Genomic DNA, 17528 nt, shown 5'->3' with positions numbered 1-17528 from the left:
CATTGTTGAGTTAAATTCAATAAACCGGTCAAAACGTGCGTCTGTGCAACCTTTTTCTTATGTTTAACCGCTTTTTAGCGCGTCAAAACGCATTATGCTTATGTCTGGAAAAGCCTTGTATGGCGCGGCATTGATGAAATAGCCAGAACTGTGATCGGCTTCAAATGCGTTGTAACGACGCTGTTAAAATATGTTCAAAACTGATGGCTGAAGGGAGTGAGATATGAATTCCATCTTTACCGAGGAGAACCTGCTGGCCTTTACCACCGCCGCACGCTTCGGCAGCTTCAGCAAAGCCGCCGCCGAACTGGGTGTAACGACCTCCGCCATCAGTTACACCATTAAGCGCATGGAGACCGGGCTGGACGTGGTGCTGTTCGTCCGCAGCACGCGCAGCATTGAGCTGACCGAATCCGGCTTTTACTTTTACCGCAAAGCCACCGACCTGCTTAACGATTTTCACGCCATCAAGCGCGGGATTGATACCATTTCACAGGGCATCGAGGCGCGTGTACGCATCTGTATCAACCAGCTGTTGTATACGCCGCGCCATACCGCGCGGCTGCTACAGGTGCTAAAAAAGCAGTTCCCCACCTGTCAGATTACCGTCACCACCGAAGTCTATAACGGCGTGTGGGACTCTATCATCAACAACCAGGCCAATATCGCCATTGGCGCGCCGGACACGCTGCTCGACGGCGGCGGAATTGACTACACCGAAATCGGCGCCATTCGCTGGGTGTTTGCCATCGCGCCGGAGCACCCGCTGGCGTTCGTTCCGGAACCGATCGCGGAAAGCCAGCTGCGCCTGTATCCCAACATCATGGTGGAAGATACCGCGCACACCATTAACAAAAAGGTCGGCTGGCTGCTGCACGGGCAGGAGGCGATTCTGGTGCCGGACTTTAACACCAAGTGTCAGTGTCAGATCCTGGGAGAAGGGATAGGTTTTTTGCCGGAGTATATGGCGCGGGAAGCGGTGGAAGACGGGCTGCTGGTGACGCGGCGTATCAATAACCCGCGTCAGGATTCGCGCATGCTGCTCGCCACGCAGCATGCCGCAACCGGTCAGGTCACGCGCTGGATCAAACAGCAGTTTGGCCCCCAGGGCGTGCTGACCGGGATCTACAGCGACTTACTCTGGCGTGCTTAGTTCTTACTCTGAATCCAGAAGGCATGGATAAGACCCGGGATGTAGCCCAGCAGCGTCAGAATAATGTTGATAATAAACGCCCAGCCAAACCCTTTGCCTAACAGCACGCCCAGCGGCGGCAACAGGATGGTAAAAACAATACGCCAAAAACCCATATCAAAACTCCGTGCAAGCTAATCCATTGAAAATAATAAAGAGAACCCTTTGTAAGCATAGCCAGCTTACCTGTCTGCGCCAGTTTTCTGCCCCGCGTTTACCCTCTTTTACGCTTGTGACGCTGGTTTAATATACCGGATTAGTTTAGCATTACCTTAATTAAGAAAACACTAAACTAATATGACTGAACTCGAACAGCTTCAGGCCAGCGCCGAGCAGGCCGCCACACTTTTAAAAGCGATGAGCAACCCGCGTAGGCTGCTGATCCTCTGCACCCTGTGCGGAGCGCCCGGCACCAGCGCGGGAGAACTGGCGCGAGCCACGGGGCTTAGTCCTTCCGCCACGTCGCAGCATCTGGCGCGCATGCGTGAGGAAGGTCTGATCGACAGTACCCGCGACGCGCAGCGCATTCTCTATTTCATTAAAAACGATGCGGTGCATCAGCTCATCAGCACCCTGAAAAAGCTTTATTGCCCGTAAGGAGCCGCTATGTCACTTCCCCTTATTTCGCCGCGCGAGGCCAGTGCCCGCATCGCTGAAGGCGCAAAACTGATTGATATTCGTGATGCCGATGAGTACGCCCGCGAGCATATTCCCGCCGCGCGGTCCGTGCCGCTGGGTACTTTACCCGGTGGACTTAAAACGCAGGCGGGTGAAACGGTGATTTTTCACTGCCAGTCCGGCGCCCGTACCTCAGGCAATGCCGATCGCCTGGCGCAGGCTGCCGTTGCCGCTCAGGCATTTGTTGTCGAAGGGGGCATTCAGGGCTGGAAGCAGGCTGGGCTGCCGACTGTCGAAGACAAATCTCAGCCGCTGCCGCTGATGCGTCAGGTGCAAATTGCCGCCGGGCTGTTGATACTCTGTGGCGTGGTTCTGGGCTATAGCGTCTCCAGCGGCTTTTTCCTGCTCAGCGGCTTTGTCGGTGCCGGGCTGCTGTTTGCGGGTGTGACGGGCTTTTGCGGCATGGCGCGGCTGCTTAAGGTGATGCCATGGAACCGACGTACCTCATAAGCAGTAATCGGTGAAATACGCTGTACCCGGCGTCATGCGTGGGCTAATGTGAAGATCGCTAAAACGATGAGGAGGTAATATGTTTTCTGTCGGTGATTATGTGCAACCGCGTAAAGGCGGCCCGAAACTGAAAGTGCTCGAAGTGAACGGTGACAGCATTGTGGCGGTCCAGGCCAGCAATGAGCAAGGCGAGAAATATACGCTGAAAGCCGCCGATGTTGCGCCGTATAGCGAAGAAGGTGATTTCGGCGTCTGCTGAACAGATAACCGGGCGGCATGTTCCGCCCGGTCAACGCATTAGATTAGAAAATCATCCAGTGATTTACCGTTTTCCAGCGCGCTGGCGATAGGCTTCGGCGTGCGGCCCTGACCGGTCCACGTTTTCTCTTCACCGTTCTGGTCAATAAAGCGATATTTTGCTTCACGCGGCTTACGCTTTTTCGCTTGCTTACCCGCCAGCGCCAGTTCAGAGCCCAGCAGATCGGTCGGTGAAATACCATCGGCTTTCATCAGTTCCAGCAGGGCATTAATTTTTTCCTGCTGCTCGGCGCGCTGCTGCTCTAATTCCGTCAGTTCACTCCGTTTCTCTTCAGTAACGACCCTGACCTTTTCCAGCATTTCCTCAAGAACGTCCAGGGATAATTCACGCGCCATGGCGCGCAGGGTTCGGATATTATTAAGATTCTGTAACGTCAAAGACATATTATTTGAAAACCTTTTCTTTGGGGTAAATAGATAAATCGCCGACAGAATAATTCATTTGAGTTGAAATATCTACCCAAGGGTCCGTATGGGCATCAGTGTAAATATATTAAAATCTCATTGCGAATAATAGCGCACGGGGCTGCCAGGAAACAGGGGTATCTAATCACCGCATTAATATAAATGGTCAACTTTACTCCAAATCACAGCATACTGCGCCGCTGTCATGAGGCGGATTCGTCGCCTGCGCCATCAATAAAACCAAGCTATTGATTTTCATATAAAAAAAGCCAAACGAGAGAGATTATAACGATCGGAGCAAAAAACGAACAACTTTAGAGAATATTGTGGACAAAAGGCGCTTAAATAAAAATTAATCACTAGTTGTCTGTTCAAACTCAGAGATATACGCTATACAAGTCAAACAAACCAACCTAAAGCACTATGCGCCGAAGGGAAATCGTTTCTTTTGTGTTCTTCTCAAGGAGTTCAGACATGTTCTCGCCGCAATCTCGCCTGCGCCACGCGGTGGCGGATACCTTCGCGATGGTTGTTTACTGTTCCGTCGTGAACATGCTGATCGAAATATTCCTCTCCGGAATGTCCTTCGAGCAGTCACTTTCTTCTCGTCTGGTGGCGATCCCGGTCAATATTATGATTGCATGGCCTTACGGTTTATACCGCGATGCGGTAATGCGTTTCGCGCGTCGAATTAGTCCTGCAGGCTGGGTGAAAAACCTGGCAGACGTCCTGGCGTATGTAACGTTCCAGTCGCCGGTTTACGTGGCCATTCTTCTGACAGTCGGTGCAGACTGGCACCAGATCGCTGCGGCAGTGAGTTCGAATATTGTCATTTCGATGCTGATGGGAGCCGTTTACGGCTATTTCCTCGACTACTGCCGCCGCCTGTTTAAGGTCAGCCAGTACAGCCAGGCTAAAGCGTGATGTGAAGCGACTGGCGCACGCCAGTCGCGGATTTACTATACGTCGCCAAACAATCCCTTCAAAAATCGCTCCAGCGCCATACGTGAACTGAAACCGTGCGGAATACCATAATGCTCATGCCGTTCACCGCCTAAATAGAGCGGAAATTGCTGATAATGATCGCAGGTTTTAATATCCGAGGCAGGCTCAGCAAATGACAGGCTTCTGTCTTTCAGCGTCGGGTGAATAATGAGAGCGGTACGTCCCATTCTTGCTTCGCGATTAACATAAACATAATTCTCGCCGCGGCGATATCCATACGCTTTTGGCGTCACCTCATCCATGGTGAATCCCTCTTTTTCAAGAACGCGTGCCACCTCGTCAGGTCGTAAATACATATCTTTTCCTCGTTATCTTTTCCTGCCCGGCAACCTTACAGTATTCAGCAATAGCAGGGCTTTCAGAATAGTCCATAAACTGCCGGATAACGCGTGATGCGCTTCAGATATTAAATTTCTGAACTAAACTGAACGGGAACACAAAATTACGGAGGATCGTATGTTTAACAGACCGAACCGAAACGATATTAACGACGACGCTCAGGATATTCGTAATGATGTCAGCCAATTAGCGGACACGCTGGAAGAGGTGCTGAAGTCCTGGGGAAGTGACGCGAAGGACGAAGCGGATGCCGCAAAGCGTAAGGCTCAGTCTCTGCTCCGTGAAACCCGCGCACGTTTAAACGGCCGCACGCGTACGACACAGGCTGCCTGCGATGCGGTCAGCTGCGCAACGACCTTCGTACGCGAGAAACCGCTCTGTACGCTCGGCACGGTAGCGGCAGTCGGTATCTTCGTGGGCGCTCTGCTTAGCCTGCGTAAATAACCCGATCGCGCATCGTTATCTGCCCCGGTGGTCAGTGGCTGCCGGGGCTTTTCTTTGCCTTCTCGCCTGTAAAACCCGTATAGCCTGCCCTGCCCCGCTGGGCTCATCATCGGGACATCATCAATCTAAATTTCCCATATCTTGTATGGTTGAAACTTAAGACAACTACATCTAGTATTCCTTTTAGGAAGACACACACAACCTGACGCGATGATTCGCGCCGTTCTCTCATTTTAAATGGAAATACGAATCATGAGCATTATTATTTACACTCGTAACGATTGTGTTCAGTGCCACGCGACCAAACGGGCGATGGAAAGCCGCGGCGTGGCGTTTGAGATGGTGAATATTGACCAGCAGCCCGAGGCCGCAGACACCCTTCGCGCGCAGGGTTTCCGTCAGCTTCCGGTGGTGGTAGCCGGGGAGACCAGCTGGTCTGGCTTTCGCCCGGACATGATCAACCGCCTCGCCTCGCAGGCCGCACGGGCATGAGCAGACTGGTGTTCTTCTCCAGCAGCTCGGAAAACACGCTCCGTTTTATTGAGCGCGTCGGGCTGCCTGCGGTGCGCATTCCGCTCAACGAGCGGGAGCGGATCCGAGTAGAGGAACCGTACATTCTGGTGGTGCCCAGCTATGGCGGAGGCGGTACGGCGGGCGCGGTACCTCGCCAGGTGATCCGCTTTCTGAACGATCCTCATAATCGCGGGCTAATCCGCGGCGTGATCGCGGCGGGGAATCGTAATTTCGGCGATGCCTTTTGCCGTGCCGGGGATGTCATCTCTCAAAAATGCGGCGTGCCGTATCTCTATCGCTTTGAGCTGATGGGGACGCAGCAGGACGTCGAAAACGTGCGTAAAGGAGTGAACGAATTTTGGCAACGACAACCGCAGAACGGGTGATCCAGGCGACGCCGGATTACCACTCATTAAACGCGATGCTTAACCTCTATGACCGGGAGGGACGCATTCAGTTTGATAAAGACCGTGAGGCGGTGGACGCCTTTTTTGCCGCCCACGTGCGGCCCAACAGCGTGACTTTTGCAAGCCAGAATGAACGTCTCGACCACCTGGTTAACGAGGGTTACTACGACGCGCGCGTACTCACCCGCTACGACCGTGCCTTTGTGGTGAAGCTGTTTGAACGCGCCCACGCCAGCGGTTTTCGTTTCCAGACTTTCCTCGGCGCGTGGAAGTACTACACCAGCTATACGCTGAAGACTTTCGACGGCAAACGCTACTTAGAGAGCTTTGAAGATCGCGTGGTGATGGTCGCACTGACCCTGGCGCAGGGCGATGAAGCGCTGGCGCAACAGCTCACCGACGAGATCCTCTCCGGCCGCTTCCAGCCAGCCACGCCGACCTTCCTCAACTGCGGTAAAGCCCAGCGCGGCGAGCTGGTTTCCTGCTTCCTGCTACGTATCGAAGATAACATGGAGTCGATTGGCCGCGCGGTGAACTCGGCGCTGCAGCTTTCCAAACGCGGCGGTGGCGTGGCGTTTCTGCTTTCTAACCTGCGTGAAGCGGGCGCGCCGATCAAGCGCATCGAAAACCAGTCTTCCGGCGTGATCCCGGTGATGAAGATGCTGGAGGATGCGTTCTCTTATGCTAACCAGCTTGGCGCGCGCCAGGGTGCGGGAGCGGTTTACCTGCACGCGCATCATCCGGACATTCTGCGTTTTCTCGATACCAAACGCGAAAACGCCGACGAAAAAATCCGCATCAAAACCCTGTCGCTGGGCGTGGTGATCCCGGATATCACCTTTAAACTGGCCAAAGAGAATGCCGGGATGGCGCTCTTCTCGCCGTATGACGTTGAGCGTATTTACGGCAAAGCGTTTGGTGACGTGGCGATAAGCGAGCTGTATGACGAGCTGGTAGCCGACGAGCGCATTCGCAAAAAATATATCAACGCCCGCGATTTCTTCCAGACGCTTGCGGAGATCCAGTTTGAGTCCGGCTATCCGTACATCATGTATGAAGATACGGTGAACCGCGCGAACCCGATTGCCGGGCGCATCAACATGAGCAACCTGTGCTCGGAGATCTTGCAGGTCAACAGCGCATCGGCCTACGACGAAAACCTCGACTATGCTGACATCGGCAAAGATATCTCCTGCAACCTCGGATCGCTGAATATCGCCCACACCATGGATTCTCCCGACTTTGGCCGCACGGTGGAGACCGCCATTCGCGGGCTGACGGCGGTGTCGGACATGAGCCACATCCGCAGCGTGCCGTCCATCGAGGCGGGCAACGCCGCGTCGCACGCCATCGGGCTGGGGCAGATGAACCTGCACGGCTACCTGGCGCGGGAGGGCATCGCCTATGGCAGTCCGGAAGGGCTGGACTTCACCAACCTCTATTTTTACACCATCACCTGGCACGCGCTCCACACCTCGATGATGCTGGCGCGCGAGCGCAACCAGCGGTTCGCGGGCTTTGAGCAGTCCCGCTACGCCAGCGGGGAATATTTCAGCCAGTATCTGGAAGGCGACTGGCAGCCGAAAACCGAAAAAGTGCGCGAACTGTTTGCTCTCTCCGGAATCGAGTTGCCGACGCGCGAAATGTGGCAGCAATTGCGGAATGACGTGATGCGCTACGGCATCTACAACCAGAACCTGCAGGCGGTGCCGCCAACCGGTTCGATCTCCTATATCAATCACGCCACGTCGAGCATTCACCCGATCGTGTCGAAAATCGAGATTCGCAAAGAAGGCAAAACCGGGCGCGTTTACTACCCTGCCCCGTTTATGACCAATGAGAACCTGGCGCTCTATCAGGACGCGTATGAGATCGGCCCGGAAAAAATCATCGATACCTACGCGGAGGCGACAAAACACGTGGATCAGGGGCTCTCGCTGACGCTGTTCTTCCCGGATACCGCCACCACGCGGGATATCAACAGGGCGCAGATCTACGCCTGGAAGAAAGGTATCAAGACGCTTTACTACATTCGCCTGCGCCAGCTTGCGCTGGAAGGCACCGAAATTGAAGGCTGCGTGTCCTGCGCGCTGTAAGGAGAAAGGATGAAACTGTCACGCGTGAGTGCCGTTAACTGGAACAAAATCCAGGACGATAAAGATCTGGAGGTCTGGAACCGTCTGACCAGCAACTTCTGGCTGCCGGAAAAGGTCCCGCTCTCCAACGATATTCCGGCCTGGCAAACCCTGAGCTACGCCGAACAGCAGCTGACGATCCGCGTCTTTACCGGCCTGACGCTGCTGGACACCATTCAGAATACCGTCGGCGCACCGGCTCTGATGAGCGACGCGCTGACGCCGCACGAAGAGGCGGTGATGTCGAACATCAGCTTTATGGAGGCGGTGCACGCCCGCTCTTACAGCTCGATTTTCTCCACGCTGTGCCAGACCAAAGACGTGGACGCAGCCTATACCTGGAGTGAAGAGAGTGAGTCATTACAGAGAAAGGCGGAGCTGGTACTGACGTATTATCGGGCCGACGAGCCGCTGAAAAAGAAAATCGCCAGCGTATTCCTGGAATCGTTCCTCTTCTATTCCGGCTTCTGGCTGCCCATGTACTGGTCGAGCCGGGGCAAGCTCACCAACACCGCCGATTTGATTCGGCTTATCATTCGGGATGAAGCGGTTCATGGGTATTATATCGGCTATAAGTATCAGAAAGGGCTGGAGAAAGTCAGCGAGGCAAAGCGCGATGAGCTTAAAGGCTTTGCGCTCGATTTGCTGATGGATCTGTACGACAACGAGCTGAGCTATACCGAAGAACTCTACGCCGGCACCGGCTGGGAGGAAGACGTGAAGGCCTTCCTCTGCTACAACGCCAACAAGGCGCTGATGAACCTGGGCTACGAGGCGCTTTTCCCACCGGAGATGGCGGAGGTGAACCCGGCGATTCTGGCCGCGCTGTCGCCCAATGCCGACGAAAACCACGATTTCTTCTCGGGATCGGGCTCATCGTACGTGATGGGCAAAGCGGTGGAAACCGAGGATGAAGACTGGGATTTTTAATGAACGCTAACGTTCGTTAATTTAATATAAACCCAACAATTCCCTCTCTAATATTTACAAAACAACTACACTGTAATTTCCACGTCATATTCGCCTGAATCATTCCAATTCAGGCGAAATTTCCCGATGCAGCAGCAAAAAATTGAGAAAAATTCAGATCACGCTCAGCCCTTTACTCATGGGAAATTCAGCCGTTTCGCTTCCCTGAAAATTCATGCCAAAAGTAAACCCAGGGTTGTCTCAGATTCTCAGTATGTTAGGGTTATGCCCGTTAACAATTTACCATGGTAATCATATCGGCATAAACAAATAACAGGACACTCTCTATTGCATGGCAATTAAATTAGAAGTGAAAAATCTTTATAAAGTATTTGGCGAGCACCCGCAGCGCGCATTCAAATATATTGAGAAAGGCCTCACAAAAGAGCAAATTCTGGAAAAAACCGGGCTATCGCTTGGCGTTAAAGACGCCAGTCTGGCCATTGAAGAAGGCGAGATTTTTGTCATCATGGGATTATCCGGTTCGGGTAAATCCACTATGGTTCGCCTTCTCAATCGCCTGATTGAACCCACCCGCGGACAGGTGCTGATTGACGGCGTAGATATCGCCAGAATATCAGACGCCGAGCTTCGCGAGGTGCGCAGAAAGAAGATCGCAATGGTGTTTCAGTCATTCGCGCTAATGCCGCACATGACGGTACTGGATAATACCGCCTTCGGCATGGAATTAGCCGGCACGCCGGCTCAGGAACGTCAGGAAAAAGCTCTGGATGCACTGCGTCAGGTTGGGCTGGAAAATTATGCGCATGCGTACCCGGATGAACTTTCCGGCGGTATGCGCCAGCGCGTGGGATTAGCCCGTGCATTAGCCATTAATCCAGACATATTATTAATGGATGAAGCCTTCTCCGCCCTCGATCCGTTAATTCGTACCGAGATGCAGGACGAGCTGGTAAAATTACAGGCTAAACATCAGCGAACCATTGTGTTTATTTCCCACGACCTGGATGAAGCCATGCGTATTGGCGACCGTATTGCCATTATGCAAAACGGTGAAGTGGTGCAGGTCGGCACGCCGGATGAAATTCTCAATAATCCCGCGAATGATTATGTACGCACCTTCTTCCGCGGCGTGGATATTAGCCAGGTCTTTAGCGCCAAAGATATTGCCCGTCGAACGCCAAACGGCATTATTCGTAAAACCCCAGGTTTCGGCCCACGCTCGGCGCTTAAGCTGCTGCAGGACGAAGACCGTGAATACGGTTATCTGGTTGAACGCGGCAATAAATTTGTCGGCGTTGTTTCCATCGATTCTCTGAAAACCGCGCTCAGCGAAAACCAGGGCATCGATGCGGCGTTAATTGACGCTCCGCTTGCCGTGGACGCCGAAACGCCGCTCAGCGAGCTGCTCTCTCACGTGGGGCAGGCGCCTTGCGCCGTACCGGTCGTGGGTGAGGAACAACAGTACGTCGGTATCATCTCCAAACGGATGCTGCTGCAGGCTTTAGATCGCGAGGGGGCAAATAATGGCTGATCAAACTAACCCGTGGGGCACCGCTGAAGCAGCGGACAGCGCTGCACAATCCGCCGACGCGTGGGGTTCCACGCCAGCACCCGCCGACGGTGGCGGCGCGGCAGACTGGCTCAATAGCGCACCCGCGCCTGCGCCAGAGCATTTCAACATCATGGATCCGTTCCATAAAACGCTGATCCCGCTGGACAGCTGGGTCACGGAGGGGATCGACTGGGTGGTGACGCACTTCCGCCCGGTTTTCCAGGGGATCCGCATTCCGGTGGATTACATCCTGAACGGCTTCCAGCAGCTGATGCTGGGCATGCCGGCGCCGGTGGCGATTATTCTGTTCTCCCTGATCGCCTGGCAGTTTGGCAGCGCCGGGATGGGGATCGCCACGCTGATTTCGCTGATTGCCATCGGCGCGATTGGGGCCTGGTCGCAGGCGATGATCACCCTGGCGCTGGTGCTGACTGCCCTGCTCTTCTGCATCGTCATCGGCCTGCCGATGGGGATCTGGCTGGCGCGCAGCCCGCGGGCGGCGAAGATTATCCGTCCGCTGCTGGATGCAATGCAGACTACCCCGGCATTCGTCTATCTGGTGCCGATTGTGATGCTGTTCGGCATCGGCAACGTGCCGGGCGTGGTGGTCACCATTATCTTCGCGCTGCCGCCGATTATTCGTCTGACCATTCTCGGGATCAACCAGGTGCCTGCGGACCTGATCGAAGCGTCACGCTCGTTCGGCGCCAGCCCGCGCCAGATGCTGTTTAAGGTTCAGCTCCCGCTGGCCATGCCAACCATCATGGCGGGCGTTAACCAGACGCTGATGCTGGCCCTTTCGATGGTCGTCATTGCCTCGATGATCGCCGTTGGCGGACTGGGCCAGATGGTGCTGCGCGGCATTGGCCGTCTCGACATGGGGCTGGCCACCGTCGGCGGCGTCGGCATTGTGATCCTCGCCATTATCCTTGACCGCCTGACCCAGGCCGTCGGTCGTGATTCACGCAGTCGCGGCAACCGTCGCTGGTATTCCACCGGCCCTGTCGGGTTACTCACCCGCCCATTTATAAAATAAGGAACAACGATGCGACATAACGTACTTTTTGCCACAGCGTTTGCCACCCTTGTCTCCACCAGCACGTTTGCGGCAGACCTGCCGGGCAAAGGCATTACCGTGCAGCCGGTGCAGAGCACCATTTCGGAAGAGAGCTTCCAGACCCTGATCGTCAGCCGCGCGCTGGAAAAACTGGGCTATACGGTTAACACGCCGAGCGAAGTGGATTACAACGTGGGCTACACCTCGATTGCCTCCGGTGACGCCACATTTACCGCCGTCAACTGGCAGCCGCTGCACGACGACATGTATGCCGCCGCCGGTGGCGACAAGAAATTCTATCGCGAGGGTACCTTCGTGACGGGCGCGGCGCAGGGTTATCTGATCGACAAGAAAACCGCCGATAAGTACCACATCACCAATATTGAACAGCTGAAAGATCCGAAGATCGCCAAACTGTTTGACACCAACGGTGACGGCAAGGCCGACATGATGGGCTGCTCGCCTGGCTGGGGCTGTGAAGCGGTGATTAACCACCAGAACAAAGCTTTCGATCTGGCGAAAACGGTCGACGTGAGCCACGGCAACTATTCAGCGATGATGGCCGACACCATTGCCCGCTTCAAAGAGGGTAAACCGGTGATCTACTACACCTGGACGCCGTACTGGGTGAGCGACGTGCTGAAGCCGGGTAAAGACGTGGTGTGGCTGCAGGTGCCGTTCTCTTCCCTGCCGGGCGAGCAGAAAGATATCGACACCAGGCTGCCGAACGGCATGAACTACGGCTTCCCGGTGAACACCATGCATATCGTGGCGAACAAAGCCTGGGCGGAGAAAAACCCGGCGGCGGCGAAGCTGTTTTCGGTAATGAAGCTGCCGCTGGCTGACATCAACGCCCAGAACGCGATGATGCACGCGGGCAAATCATCTGAAGCGGATGTCAAAGGCCACGTCGACGGCTGGATCAAAGCCCACCAGCAGCAGTTTGATGGCTGGGTGAAAGAGGCGCTTGAGGCGCAGAAGTAAAACATTTTCCCTCACCCTAACCCTCTCCCAAAGGGAGAGGGCCGGGGTGAGGGGATCAAACCGCACCCAACCTAAACCGCACAATCCATCACCCAACAATCCCCCAACTTTCACAATCATTAGCTATTATGGTTTCCGGAAAAATAATCACTCAACTAACGATTCCTGAAACTAATGACAAAAACAACTCAAGGGCTTAGCCCCGCACTCATCCTTTTAATGTCCGTGGCAACGGGTCTGGCCGTCGCCAGCAACTATTACGCGCAGCCTCTTCTCGACACCATCGCCCGCGCGTTCAATCTCTCCGCCAGCTCCGCAGGCTTTATCGTCACCGCAGCACAGCTAGGCTATGCCGCCGGGCTGCTGTTTCTGGTGCCGCTGGGCGATATGTTTGAACGCCGAATGCTGATCGTCTCCATGACCCTGCTGGCCGCCGGTGGGATGCTGATCACCGCCAGCAGCCAGTCGCTGACGATGATGATCGTCGGAACCGCGCTAACGGGACTGTTCTCCGTGGTGGCGCAAATTCTGGTCCCGCTCGCCGCTACCCTCGCCTCGCCGGAAAAACGCGGCAAGGTGGTGGGTACCATCATGAGCGGCCTGCTGCTGGGGATTTTGCTGGCGCGTACCGTTGCTGGGCTACTGGCAAGCCTCGGCGGCTGGCGCACCGTATACTGGGTGGCGAGCGTGCTGATGGTTGTTATGGCGCTGGCGCTGTGGCGCGGGCTGCCAAAAGTGAAGCAGGAAAACCACCTGAACTACCCGCAGCTGCTGGCCTCCGTTTTCAGCCTGTTCACCCAGGATAAGCTTCTGCGCACTCGCGCCCTGCTGGGCTGCTTCACCTTCGCTAACTTCAGCATTCTGTGGACGTCGATGGCGTTTCTGCTGGCCGCACCGCCGTTCAATTATTCCGAAGGGGTGATTGGCCTGTTCGGCCTGGCCGGCGCCGCAGGCGCACTGGGCGCGCGTCCCGCAGGCGGGCTGGCCGACAAGGGCAAATCCCACCTGACCACCTCCGCAGGACTGATTTTACTTCTGCTCTCCTGGGCGGCGATCTGGTACGGACACATTTCGGTGCTGGCGCTGATCGTCGGTATCCTGGTACTCGATCTCACCGTACAGGGCGTTCACATTACCAATCAGACCGTCATCTATCGCGTGAAGCCTGAGGCGCGTAACCGCCTGACGGCTGGTTACATGACCAGCTACTTCATCGGCGGCGCTGCGGGTTCGCTAATTTCAGCGTCGGCGTGGCAGCATGCGGGCTGGTCGGGGGTGTGTGCGATTGGGGCCATTGTTGCTACCCTCAACCTGCTAGTATGGTGGCGCGGTTACCACCGTCAGGATGCAATTAACTAACATTTACATTGAGTTGGCCTCTTAGGGTGTTAAGAGGCCCTTCACTCTGTTAATGTAAACGTAATCATTTATCCCAGAAATTTTAATGTGGGTGACATATTTACAATTGGCATGAATAGTTCAGACCCCCGTCCTCACATCCTCTCCTCAGCGGGTTCATACCCTACGCTTTCTGTGCTCACCGGGTCACGGACTTACCCGGCGCTTTCTGATGGTGACATAAGTTTGGCGGATATAACCGCACAAATAATTCATTTACATTATTTGTCACCGTCGTTACTATATCGGCTGTAATTAATGAGGTTATGCCCAAATGGATAGTTCGTTTACGCCCATTGAACAAATGCTTAAATTCCGCGCCAGTCGCCATGAGGACTTTCCGTACCAGGAAATCCTGCTGACTCGCCTGTGCATGCACATGCAGGGTAAGCTGCTGGAAAACCGTAATAAAATGCTGAAAGCTCAAGGGATTAACGAGACATTGTTTATGGCGTTGATCACGCTGGAGTCTCAGGAAAATCACAGCATTCAGCCTTCCGAACTGAGCTGCGCGCTGGGCTCCTCCCGTACCAATGCGACCCGTATTGCCGATGAACTCGAAAAGCGTGGCTGGATTGAGCGCCGCGAAAGCGACAACGATCGCCGCTGCCTGCATCTGCAACTGACAGATAAAGGTCACCAGTTCCTGCGCGAGGTGCTGCCACCTCAGCACAATTGCCTGCACAAACTCTGGTCTGTCCTCAGCACTGCCGAGCGCGACCAGCTTGAGCACATCACTCGCAAGCTGCTCACCCGTCTGGACCAGATGGATGAAGACGGCGCCGTTCTTGAGGCGCTGCGCTAACGCGACGACACGCTCACCATTCCTGATTCATAAGAAAACCGACAGGCCAGCACGTCACACTGCTGGCCTTTCTGACAACAGGTCGGCTCAGCCGATGTGAAAATAAGAAGATCGTGGAGAACAACAATGAGCGCAAATGCGGAGAGCACTACCCCGCAGCAACCGGCCAACAAGAAAGGCAAACGTAAGAGCGCCCTTCTTCTGTTGACCTTGCTCTTTATCATTATTGCCGTGGCATATGGGATCTATTGGTTTTTAGTACTGCGTCATGCTGAAGAGACTGACGACGCCTACGTGGCAGGGAACCAGGTACAAATTATGGCGCAGGTGTCGGGCAGCGTGACGAAAGTCTGGGCTGACAATACCGACTTTGTGAAAAAAGGCGATGTGTTGGTCACCCTCGATCCAACCGACGCCCAGCAGGCTTTTGAAAAAGCACAGACCGCGCTGGCCTCCAGCGTCCGTCAGACCCGCCAGCTGATGATCAACAGCAAACAGCTGCAGGCCAACATCGACGTGCAGAAAACGGCGCTGGCGCAGGCGCAGAGCGACCTGAACCGCCGCGTGCCGCTCGGCACCGCCAACCTGATTGGCCGTGAAGAGCTGCAGCACGCCCGCGATGCCGTTGCCAGCGCTCAGGCACAGCTGGATGTGGCCATTCAACAGTACAACGCCAACCAGGCGATGGTGCTGGGCACCAGTCTGGAAAACCAGCCCGCCGTACAGCAGGCGGCGACTGAAGTGCGCAACGCGTGGCTTGCCCTGCAGCGTACCAAAATCGTCAGCCCGATGACCGGCTATGTCTCCCGTCGTTCCGTCCAGCCAGGAGCGCAGATTAGCCCAACCACGCCGCTGATGGCGGTCGTGCCGGCAGACAATCTTTGGGTCGACGCCAACTTTAAAGAGACGCAGCTTGCCCATATGCGTATCGGCCAGACCGCGACGGTTGTCAGCGACATTTACGGCGATGACGTGAAGTACACCGGTAAAGTGGTCGGCCTGGATATGGGGACCGGCAGCGCCTTCTCCCTGCTGCCTGCGCAGAACGCCACCGGTAACTGGATCAAAGTGGTTCAGCGTCTGCCCGTGCGTATCGAACTGGATGCCAAACAGCTGGCGGATCACCCGCTGCGTATCGGCCTCTCTACGCTGGTGACCGTTGACACCGCCAACCGCGACGGTCAGATCCTGGCAAGCCAGGTGCGCAGCAGCCCGGCTTATGAAAGTAACGCCCGTGAAATTAGCCTCGATCCGGTCAACAAGCTGATCGATGACATCGTGAAGGCAAACGCCGGTTAATCCGAAGGTGAGCGTTATGCAACAGCAAAAGCCGCAAAAACCGCTGGAAGGGGCGCAGCTGGTCATTATGACCATAGCGCTGTCGCTGGCGACATTCATGCAGGTGCTGGACTCCACCATCGCAAACGTGGCGATCCCGACCATTGCCGGTAACCTTGGCTCGTCGCTGAGCCAGGGGACCTGGGTCATTACCTCGTTTGGGGTGGCAAACGCCATCTCCATTCCGATTACCGGCTGGCTGGCAAAGCGCGTCGGTGAGGTGAAGCTGTTCCTCTGGTCCACGGTGGCGTTTGTACTGGCCTCGTGGGCGTGCGGCATGTCCAGCAGCCTGACGATGCTGATTTTCTTCCGCGTCATTCAGGGGATTGTCGCCGGGCCGCTGATCCCGCTTTCTCAGAGTTTGCTGCTGAGCAACTACCCTCCCGCAAAACGTTCCGTCGCGCTGGCGCTCTGGTCGATGACCGTTATCGTCGCGCCCATCTGCGGACCGATTCTGGGCGGGTACATCAGCGATAACTACCACTGGGGCTGGATCTTCTTCATCAACGTACCGATTGGCGCCGTCGTGGTATTAATGACGCTGCAGTCGCTGCGGGGACGTGAGACCCGCACCGAACAGCGGCGAATCGACAGCATCGGGCTGGCGCTGCTGATCCTGGGTATCGGCAGTCTGCAGATCATGCTCGACCGCGGTAAAGAGCTCGACTGGTTCAACTCGCAGGAAATTATCATCCTGACCATTGTCGCGGTGGTGTCGATAAGCTTCCTGATCGTCTGGGAGCTGACGGACGACAACCCGATAGTCGATCTCTCGCTGTTTAAGTCGCGAAACTTTACCATTGGATGTCTGTGTATCAGCCTCGCCTATATGCTCTACTTCGGCGCGATTGTTCTGCTGCCGCAGCTATTGCAGGAGGTGTATGGCTATACCGCAACCTGGGCGGGTCTGGCCTCAGCGCCGGTCGGGGTGATCCCGGTCCTGCTGTCGCCGATAATTGGCCGCTTCGCCCATAAGCTCGACATGCGCCGTCTTGTGACGTTCAGCTTCATCATGTATGCGGTGTGCTTCTACTGGCGTGCGTATACCTTTGAGCCAGGAATGGACTTTGGCGCCTCTGCGTGGCCGCAGTTCATTCAGGGCTTCGCGGTCGCGTGCTTCTTTATGCCGCTGACTACCATCACGCTCTCTGGCTTACCGCCCGAGCGTCTGGCGGCCGCGTCTAGCCTGTCGAACTTCACCCGTACGCTGGCGGGCTCCATCGGTACGTCGATCACCACCACCCTGTGGACGAACCGTGAATCGATGCACCACGCCCAGCTGACCGAAGCGGTGAACCCGTACAACCCGAATGCTCAGCAGATGTATAGCCAGCTTCAGGGGATGGGAATGACGGAGCAGCAGGCGTCCGGCTGGATTGCCCAGCAGATCACCAACCAGGGGCTAATTATCTCGGCCAACGAGATTTTCTGGATATCGGCAGGGATCTTTATCATCCTGCTGGGGCTGGTGTGGTTTGCCAGACCGCCGTTTGGTGCCGGCGGCGGCGGCGGTGGTGCGCATTAATCCTCTGCGCTGGTAGCCGCCACAGGGCAACCGCCCCGGTTGTCCAGAAC

20 protein-coding genes are annotated in these 17528 nt (G+C 55.5%); 17 read left to right on the top strand and 3 right to left on the bottom strand.

Annotated features, from left to right (window positions below; all coding sequences use genetic code 11):
* The first annotated feature begins 223 nt into the window (after window positions 1-223).
* Complete coding sequence (locus tag AC4IBF_RS04815) at window positions 224-1153, top strand: LysR substrate-binding domain-containing protein (protein WP_115876116.1); 930 nt, start codon at window positions 224-226, stop codon at window positions 1151-1153.
* Here AC4IBF_RS04815 and AC4IBF_RS04810 read toward each other — a convergent pair.
* Complete coding sequence (locus AC4IBF_RS04810) at window positions 1150-1308, bottom strand: YqaE/Pmp3 family membrane protein (RefSeq protein ID WP_115876117.1); 159 nt, start codon at window positions 1306-1308, stop codon at window positions 1150-1152. The genes AC4IBF_RS04815 and AC4IBF_RS04810 overlap by 4 nt on opposite strands.
* Before the next feature lie 181 nt (window positions 1309-1489).
* On the opposite strand from AC4IBF_RS04810, the gene AC4IBF_RS04805 reads away from it, so the two are divergent.
* The 3 genes from AC4IBF_RS04805 (at window position 1490) to AC4IBF_RS04795 (ending at window position 2579) form a co-directional block, all read left to right on the top strand.
* Window positions 1490-1789, top strand: a complete 300-nt coding sequence (locus AC4IBF_RS04805; protein WP_115876118.1) for an ArsR/SmtB family transcription factor — start codon at window positions 1490-1492, stop codon at window positions 1787-1789.
* 9 nt (window positions 1790-1798) lie between these two features.
* Window positions 1799-2320 (top strand): rhodanese family protein, encoded by a 522-nt coding sequence (locus AC4IBF_RS04800; RefSeq protein ID WP_111965891.1) that lies wholly within the window; start codon window positions 1799-1801, stop codon window positions 2318-2320.
* Window positions 2321-2399: 79 nt separating this feature from the next.
* Window positions 2400-2579, top strand: a complete 180-nt coding sequence (locus AC4IBF_RS04795) for a YodC family protein (protein WP_133295013.1) — start codon at window positions 2400-2402, stop codon at window positions 2577-2579.
* A gap of 38 nt (window positions 2580-2617) precedes the next feature.
* Here the strand turns inward: AC4IBF_RS04795 and stpA are convergent, their stop codons facing one another.
* On the bottom strand, window positions 2618-3022 hold the full coding sequence (stpA, locus tag AC4IBF_RS04790; protein WP_127732086.1) for a DNA-binding protein StpA: 405 nt from the start codon (window positions 3020-3022) through the stop codon (window positions 2618-2620).
* A gap of 495 nt (window positions 3023-3517) precedes the next feature.
* Here stpA and alaE point away from each other — a divergent pair, with 495 nt between their 5' ends.
* On the top strand, window positions 3518-3967 hold the full coding sequence (gene alaE / locus AC4IBF_RS04785) for an L-alanine exporter AlaE (protein ID WP_458728034.1): 450 nt from the start codon (window positions 3518-3520) through the stop codon (window positions 3965-3967).
* Window positions 3968-4002: 35 nt separating this feature from the next.
* On the opposite strand, the gene AC4IBF_RS04780 is transcribed toward alaE, so the two are convergent.
* Window positions 4003-4344: a DUF2002 family protein gene (locus AC4IBF_RS04780; protein ID WP_458728035.1), complete on the bottom strand. Its 342-nt coding sequence runs from the start codon at window positions 4342-4344 to the stop codon at window positions 4003-4005.
* A gap of 160 nt (window positions 4345-4504) precedes the next feature.
* Here AC4IBF_RS04780 and AC4IBF_RS04775 point away from each other — a divergent pair, with 160 nt between their 5' ends.
* The 12 genes from AC4IBF_RS04775 to emrB all read left to right on the top strand — a co-directional run bounded on the left by AC4IBF_RS04775 (window position 4505) and on the right by emrB (window position 17478).
* On the top strand, window positions 4505-4831 hold the full coding sequence (locus AC4IBF_RS04775; protein ID WP_008502569.1) for an ElaB/YgaM/YqjD family protein: 327 nt from the start codon (window positions 4505-4507) through the stop codon (window positions 4829-4831).
* A 252-nt stretch (window positions 4832-5083) separates the two neighbouring features.
* Window positions 5084-5323 (top strand): glutaredoxin-like protein NrdH, encoded by a 240-nt coding sequence (gene nrdH, locus AC4IBF_RS04770; protein WP_111965893.1) that lies wholly within the window; start codon window positions 5084-5086, stop codon window positions 5321-5323.
* Window positions 5320-5730, top strand: coding sequence for a class Ib ribonucleoside-diphosphate reductase assembly flavoprotein NrdI (gene nrdI / locus AC4IBF_RS04765; RefSeq protein WP_133295016.1), 411 nt, complete (start codon window positions 5320-5322; stop codon window positions 5728-5730). Before nrdH ends, nrdI begins: the two co-directional genes overlap by 4 nt.
* Window positions 5703-7847 (top strand): class 1b ribonucleoside-diphosphate reductase subunit alpha, encoded by a 2145-nt coding sequence (gene nrdE, locus AC4IBF_RS04760; protein WP_133295017.1) that lies wholly within the window; start codon window positions 5703-5705, stop codon window positions 7845-7847. The genes nrdI and nrdE overlap by 28 nt, the downstream gene beginning before the upstream one ends.
* Before the next feature lie 9 nt (window positions 7848-7856).
* On the top strand, window positions 7857-8816 hold the full coding sequence (gene nrdF, locus AC4IBF_RS04755) for a class 1b ribonucleoside-diphosphate reductase subunit beta (RefSeq protein ID WP_491463174.1): 960 nt from the start codon (window positions 7857-7859) through the stop codon (window positions 8814-8816).
* Window positions 8817-9147: 331 nt separating this feature from the next.
* A complete protein-coding gene (gene proV, locus AC4IBF_RS04750) occupies window positions 9148-10350 on the top strand; it encodes a glycine betaine/L-proline ABC transporter ATP-binding protein ProV (RefSeq protein WP_127732090.1) in 1203 nt (400 codons plus the stop codon).
* Complete coding sequence (proW, locus tag AC4IBF_RS04745; protein WP_115876126.1) at window positions 10343-11407, top strand: glycine betaine/L-proline ABC transporter permease ProW; 1065 nt, start codon at window positions 10343-10345, stop codon at window positions 11405-11407. The genes proV and proW overlap by 8 nt, the downstream gene beginning before the upstream one ends.
* A 9-nt stretch (window positions 11408-11416) precedes the next feature.
* Complete coding sequence (gene proX / locus AC4IBF_RS04740; RefSeq protein ID WP_133295019.1) at window positions 11417-12412, top strand: glycine betaine/L-proline ABC transporter substrate-binding protein ProX; 996 nt, start codon at window positions 11417-11419, stop codon at window positions 12410-12412.
* 174 nt (window positions 12413-12586) lie between these two features.
* Entirely contained in the window at window positions 12587-13771 is a 1185-nt protein-coding gene (locus AC4IBF_RS04735) for an MFS transporter (protein WP_127732096.1), read from the top strand.
* Between the two features lie 313 nt (window positions 13772-14084).
* Window positions 14085-14615, top strand: coding sequence for a transcriptional repressor MprA (gene mprA / locus AC4IBF_RS04730; protein WP_023333174.1), 531 nt, complete (start codon window positions 14085-14087; stop codon window positions 14613-14615).
* A gap of 126 nt (window positions 14616-14741) precedes the next feature.
* Window positions 14742-15914, top strand: coding sequence for a multidrug efflux MFS transporter periplasmic adaptor subunit EmrA (emrA, locus tag AC4IBF_RS04725; RefSeq protein WP_248175168.1), 1173 nt, complete (start codon window positions 14742-14744; stop codon window positions 15912-15914).
* A gap of 16 nt (window positions 15915-15930) precedes the next feature.
* On the top strand, window positions 15931-17478 hold the full coding sequence (gene emrB / locus AC4IBF_RS04720) for a multidrug efflux MFS transporter permease subunit EmrB (RefSeq protein ID WP_115876129.1): 1548 nt from the start codon (window positions 15931-15933) through the stop codon (window positions 17476-17478).
* Window positions 17479-17528 lie beyond the last annotated feature (50 nt).

It is taken from the genome of Enterobacter sp. Taxon_8 (genome assembly GCF_058354585.1).
Note: the sequence above shows the minus strand (reverse complement) of the source record. Positions and strands in the feature narration are given on the sequence as shown.

Coding starts and splice junctions, on each gene's coding strand:
- AC4IBF_RS04780 (WP_458728035.1), bottom strand. CDS start 4,344: ATGTATTTACGACCTGACGAGGTGGCACGCGTTCTTGAAAAAGAGGGA.
- emrA (WP_248175168.1), top strand. CDS start 14,742: ATGAGCGCAAATGCGGAGAGCACTACCCCGCAGCAACCGGCCAACAAG.
- proX (WP_133295019.1), top strand. CDS start 11,417: ATGCGACATAACGTACTTTTTGCCACAGCGTTTGCCACCCTTGTCTCC.
- mprA (WP_023333174.1), top strand. CDS start 14,085: ATGGATAGTTCGTTTACGCCCATTGAACAAATGCTTAAATTCCGCGCC.
- alaE (WP_458728034.1), top strand. CDS start 3,518: ATGTTCTCGCCGCAATCTCGCCTGCGCCACGCGGTGGCGGATACCTTC.
- AC4IBF_RS04810 (WP_115876117.1), bottom strand. CDS start 1,308: ATGGGTTTTTGGCGTATTGTTTTTACCATCCTGTTGCCGCCGCTGGGC.
- proW (WP_115876126.1), top strand. CDS start 10,343: ATGGCTGATCAAACTAACCCGTGGGGCACCGCTGAAGCAGCGGACAGC.
- AC4IBF_RS04795 (WP_133295013.1), top strand. CDS start 2,400: ATGTTTTCTGTCGGTGATTATGTGCAACCGCGTAAAGGCGGCCCGAAA.
- AC4IBF_RS04815 (WP_115876116.1), top strand. CDS start 224: ATGAATTCCATCTTTACCGAGGAGAACCTGCTGGCCTTTACCACCGCC.
- AC4IBF_RS04800 (WP_111965891.1), top strand. CDS start 1,799: ATGTCACTTCCCCTTATTTCGCCGCGCGAGGCCAGTGCCCGCATCGCT.
- nrdF (WP_491463174.1), top strand. CDS start 7,857: ATGAAACTGTCACGCGTGAGTGCCGTTAACTGGAACAAAATCCAGGAC.
- AC4IBF_RS04735 (WP_127732096.1), top strand. CDS start 12,587: ATGACAAAAACAACTCAAGGGCTTAGCCCCGCACTCATCCTTTTAATG.
- AC4IBF_RS04775 (WP_008502569.1), top strand. CDS start 4,505: ATGTTTAACAGACCGAACCGAAACGATATTAACGACGACGCTCAGGAT.
- AC4IBF_RS04805 (WP_115876118.1), top strand. CDS start 1,490: ATGACTGAACTCGAACAGCTTCAGGCCAGCGCCGAGCAGGCCGCCACA.
- nrdH (WP_111965893.1), top strand. CDS start 5,084: ATGAGCATTATTATTTACACTCGTAACGATTGTGTTCAGTGCCACGCG.
- stpA (WP_127732086.1), bottom strand. CDS start 3,022: ATGTCTTTGACGTTACAGAATCTTAATAATATCCGAACCCTGCGCGCC.
- nrdI (WP_133295016.1), top strand. CDS start 5,320: ATGAGCAGACTGGTGTTCTTCTCCAGCAGCTCGGAAAACACGCTCCGT.
- emrB (WP_115876129.1), top strand. CDS start 15,931: ATGCAACAGCAAAAGCCGCAAAAACCGCTGGAAGGGGCGCAGCTGGTC.
- proV (WP_127732090.1), top strand. CDS start 9,148: ATGGCAATTAAATTAGAAGTGAAAAATCTTTATAAAGTATTTGGCGAG.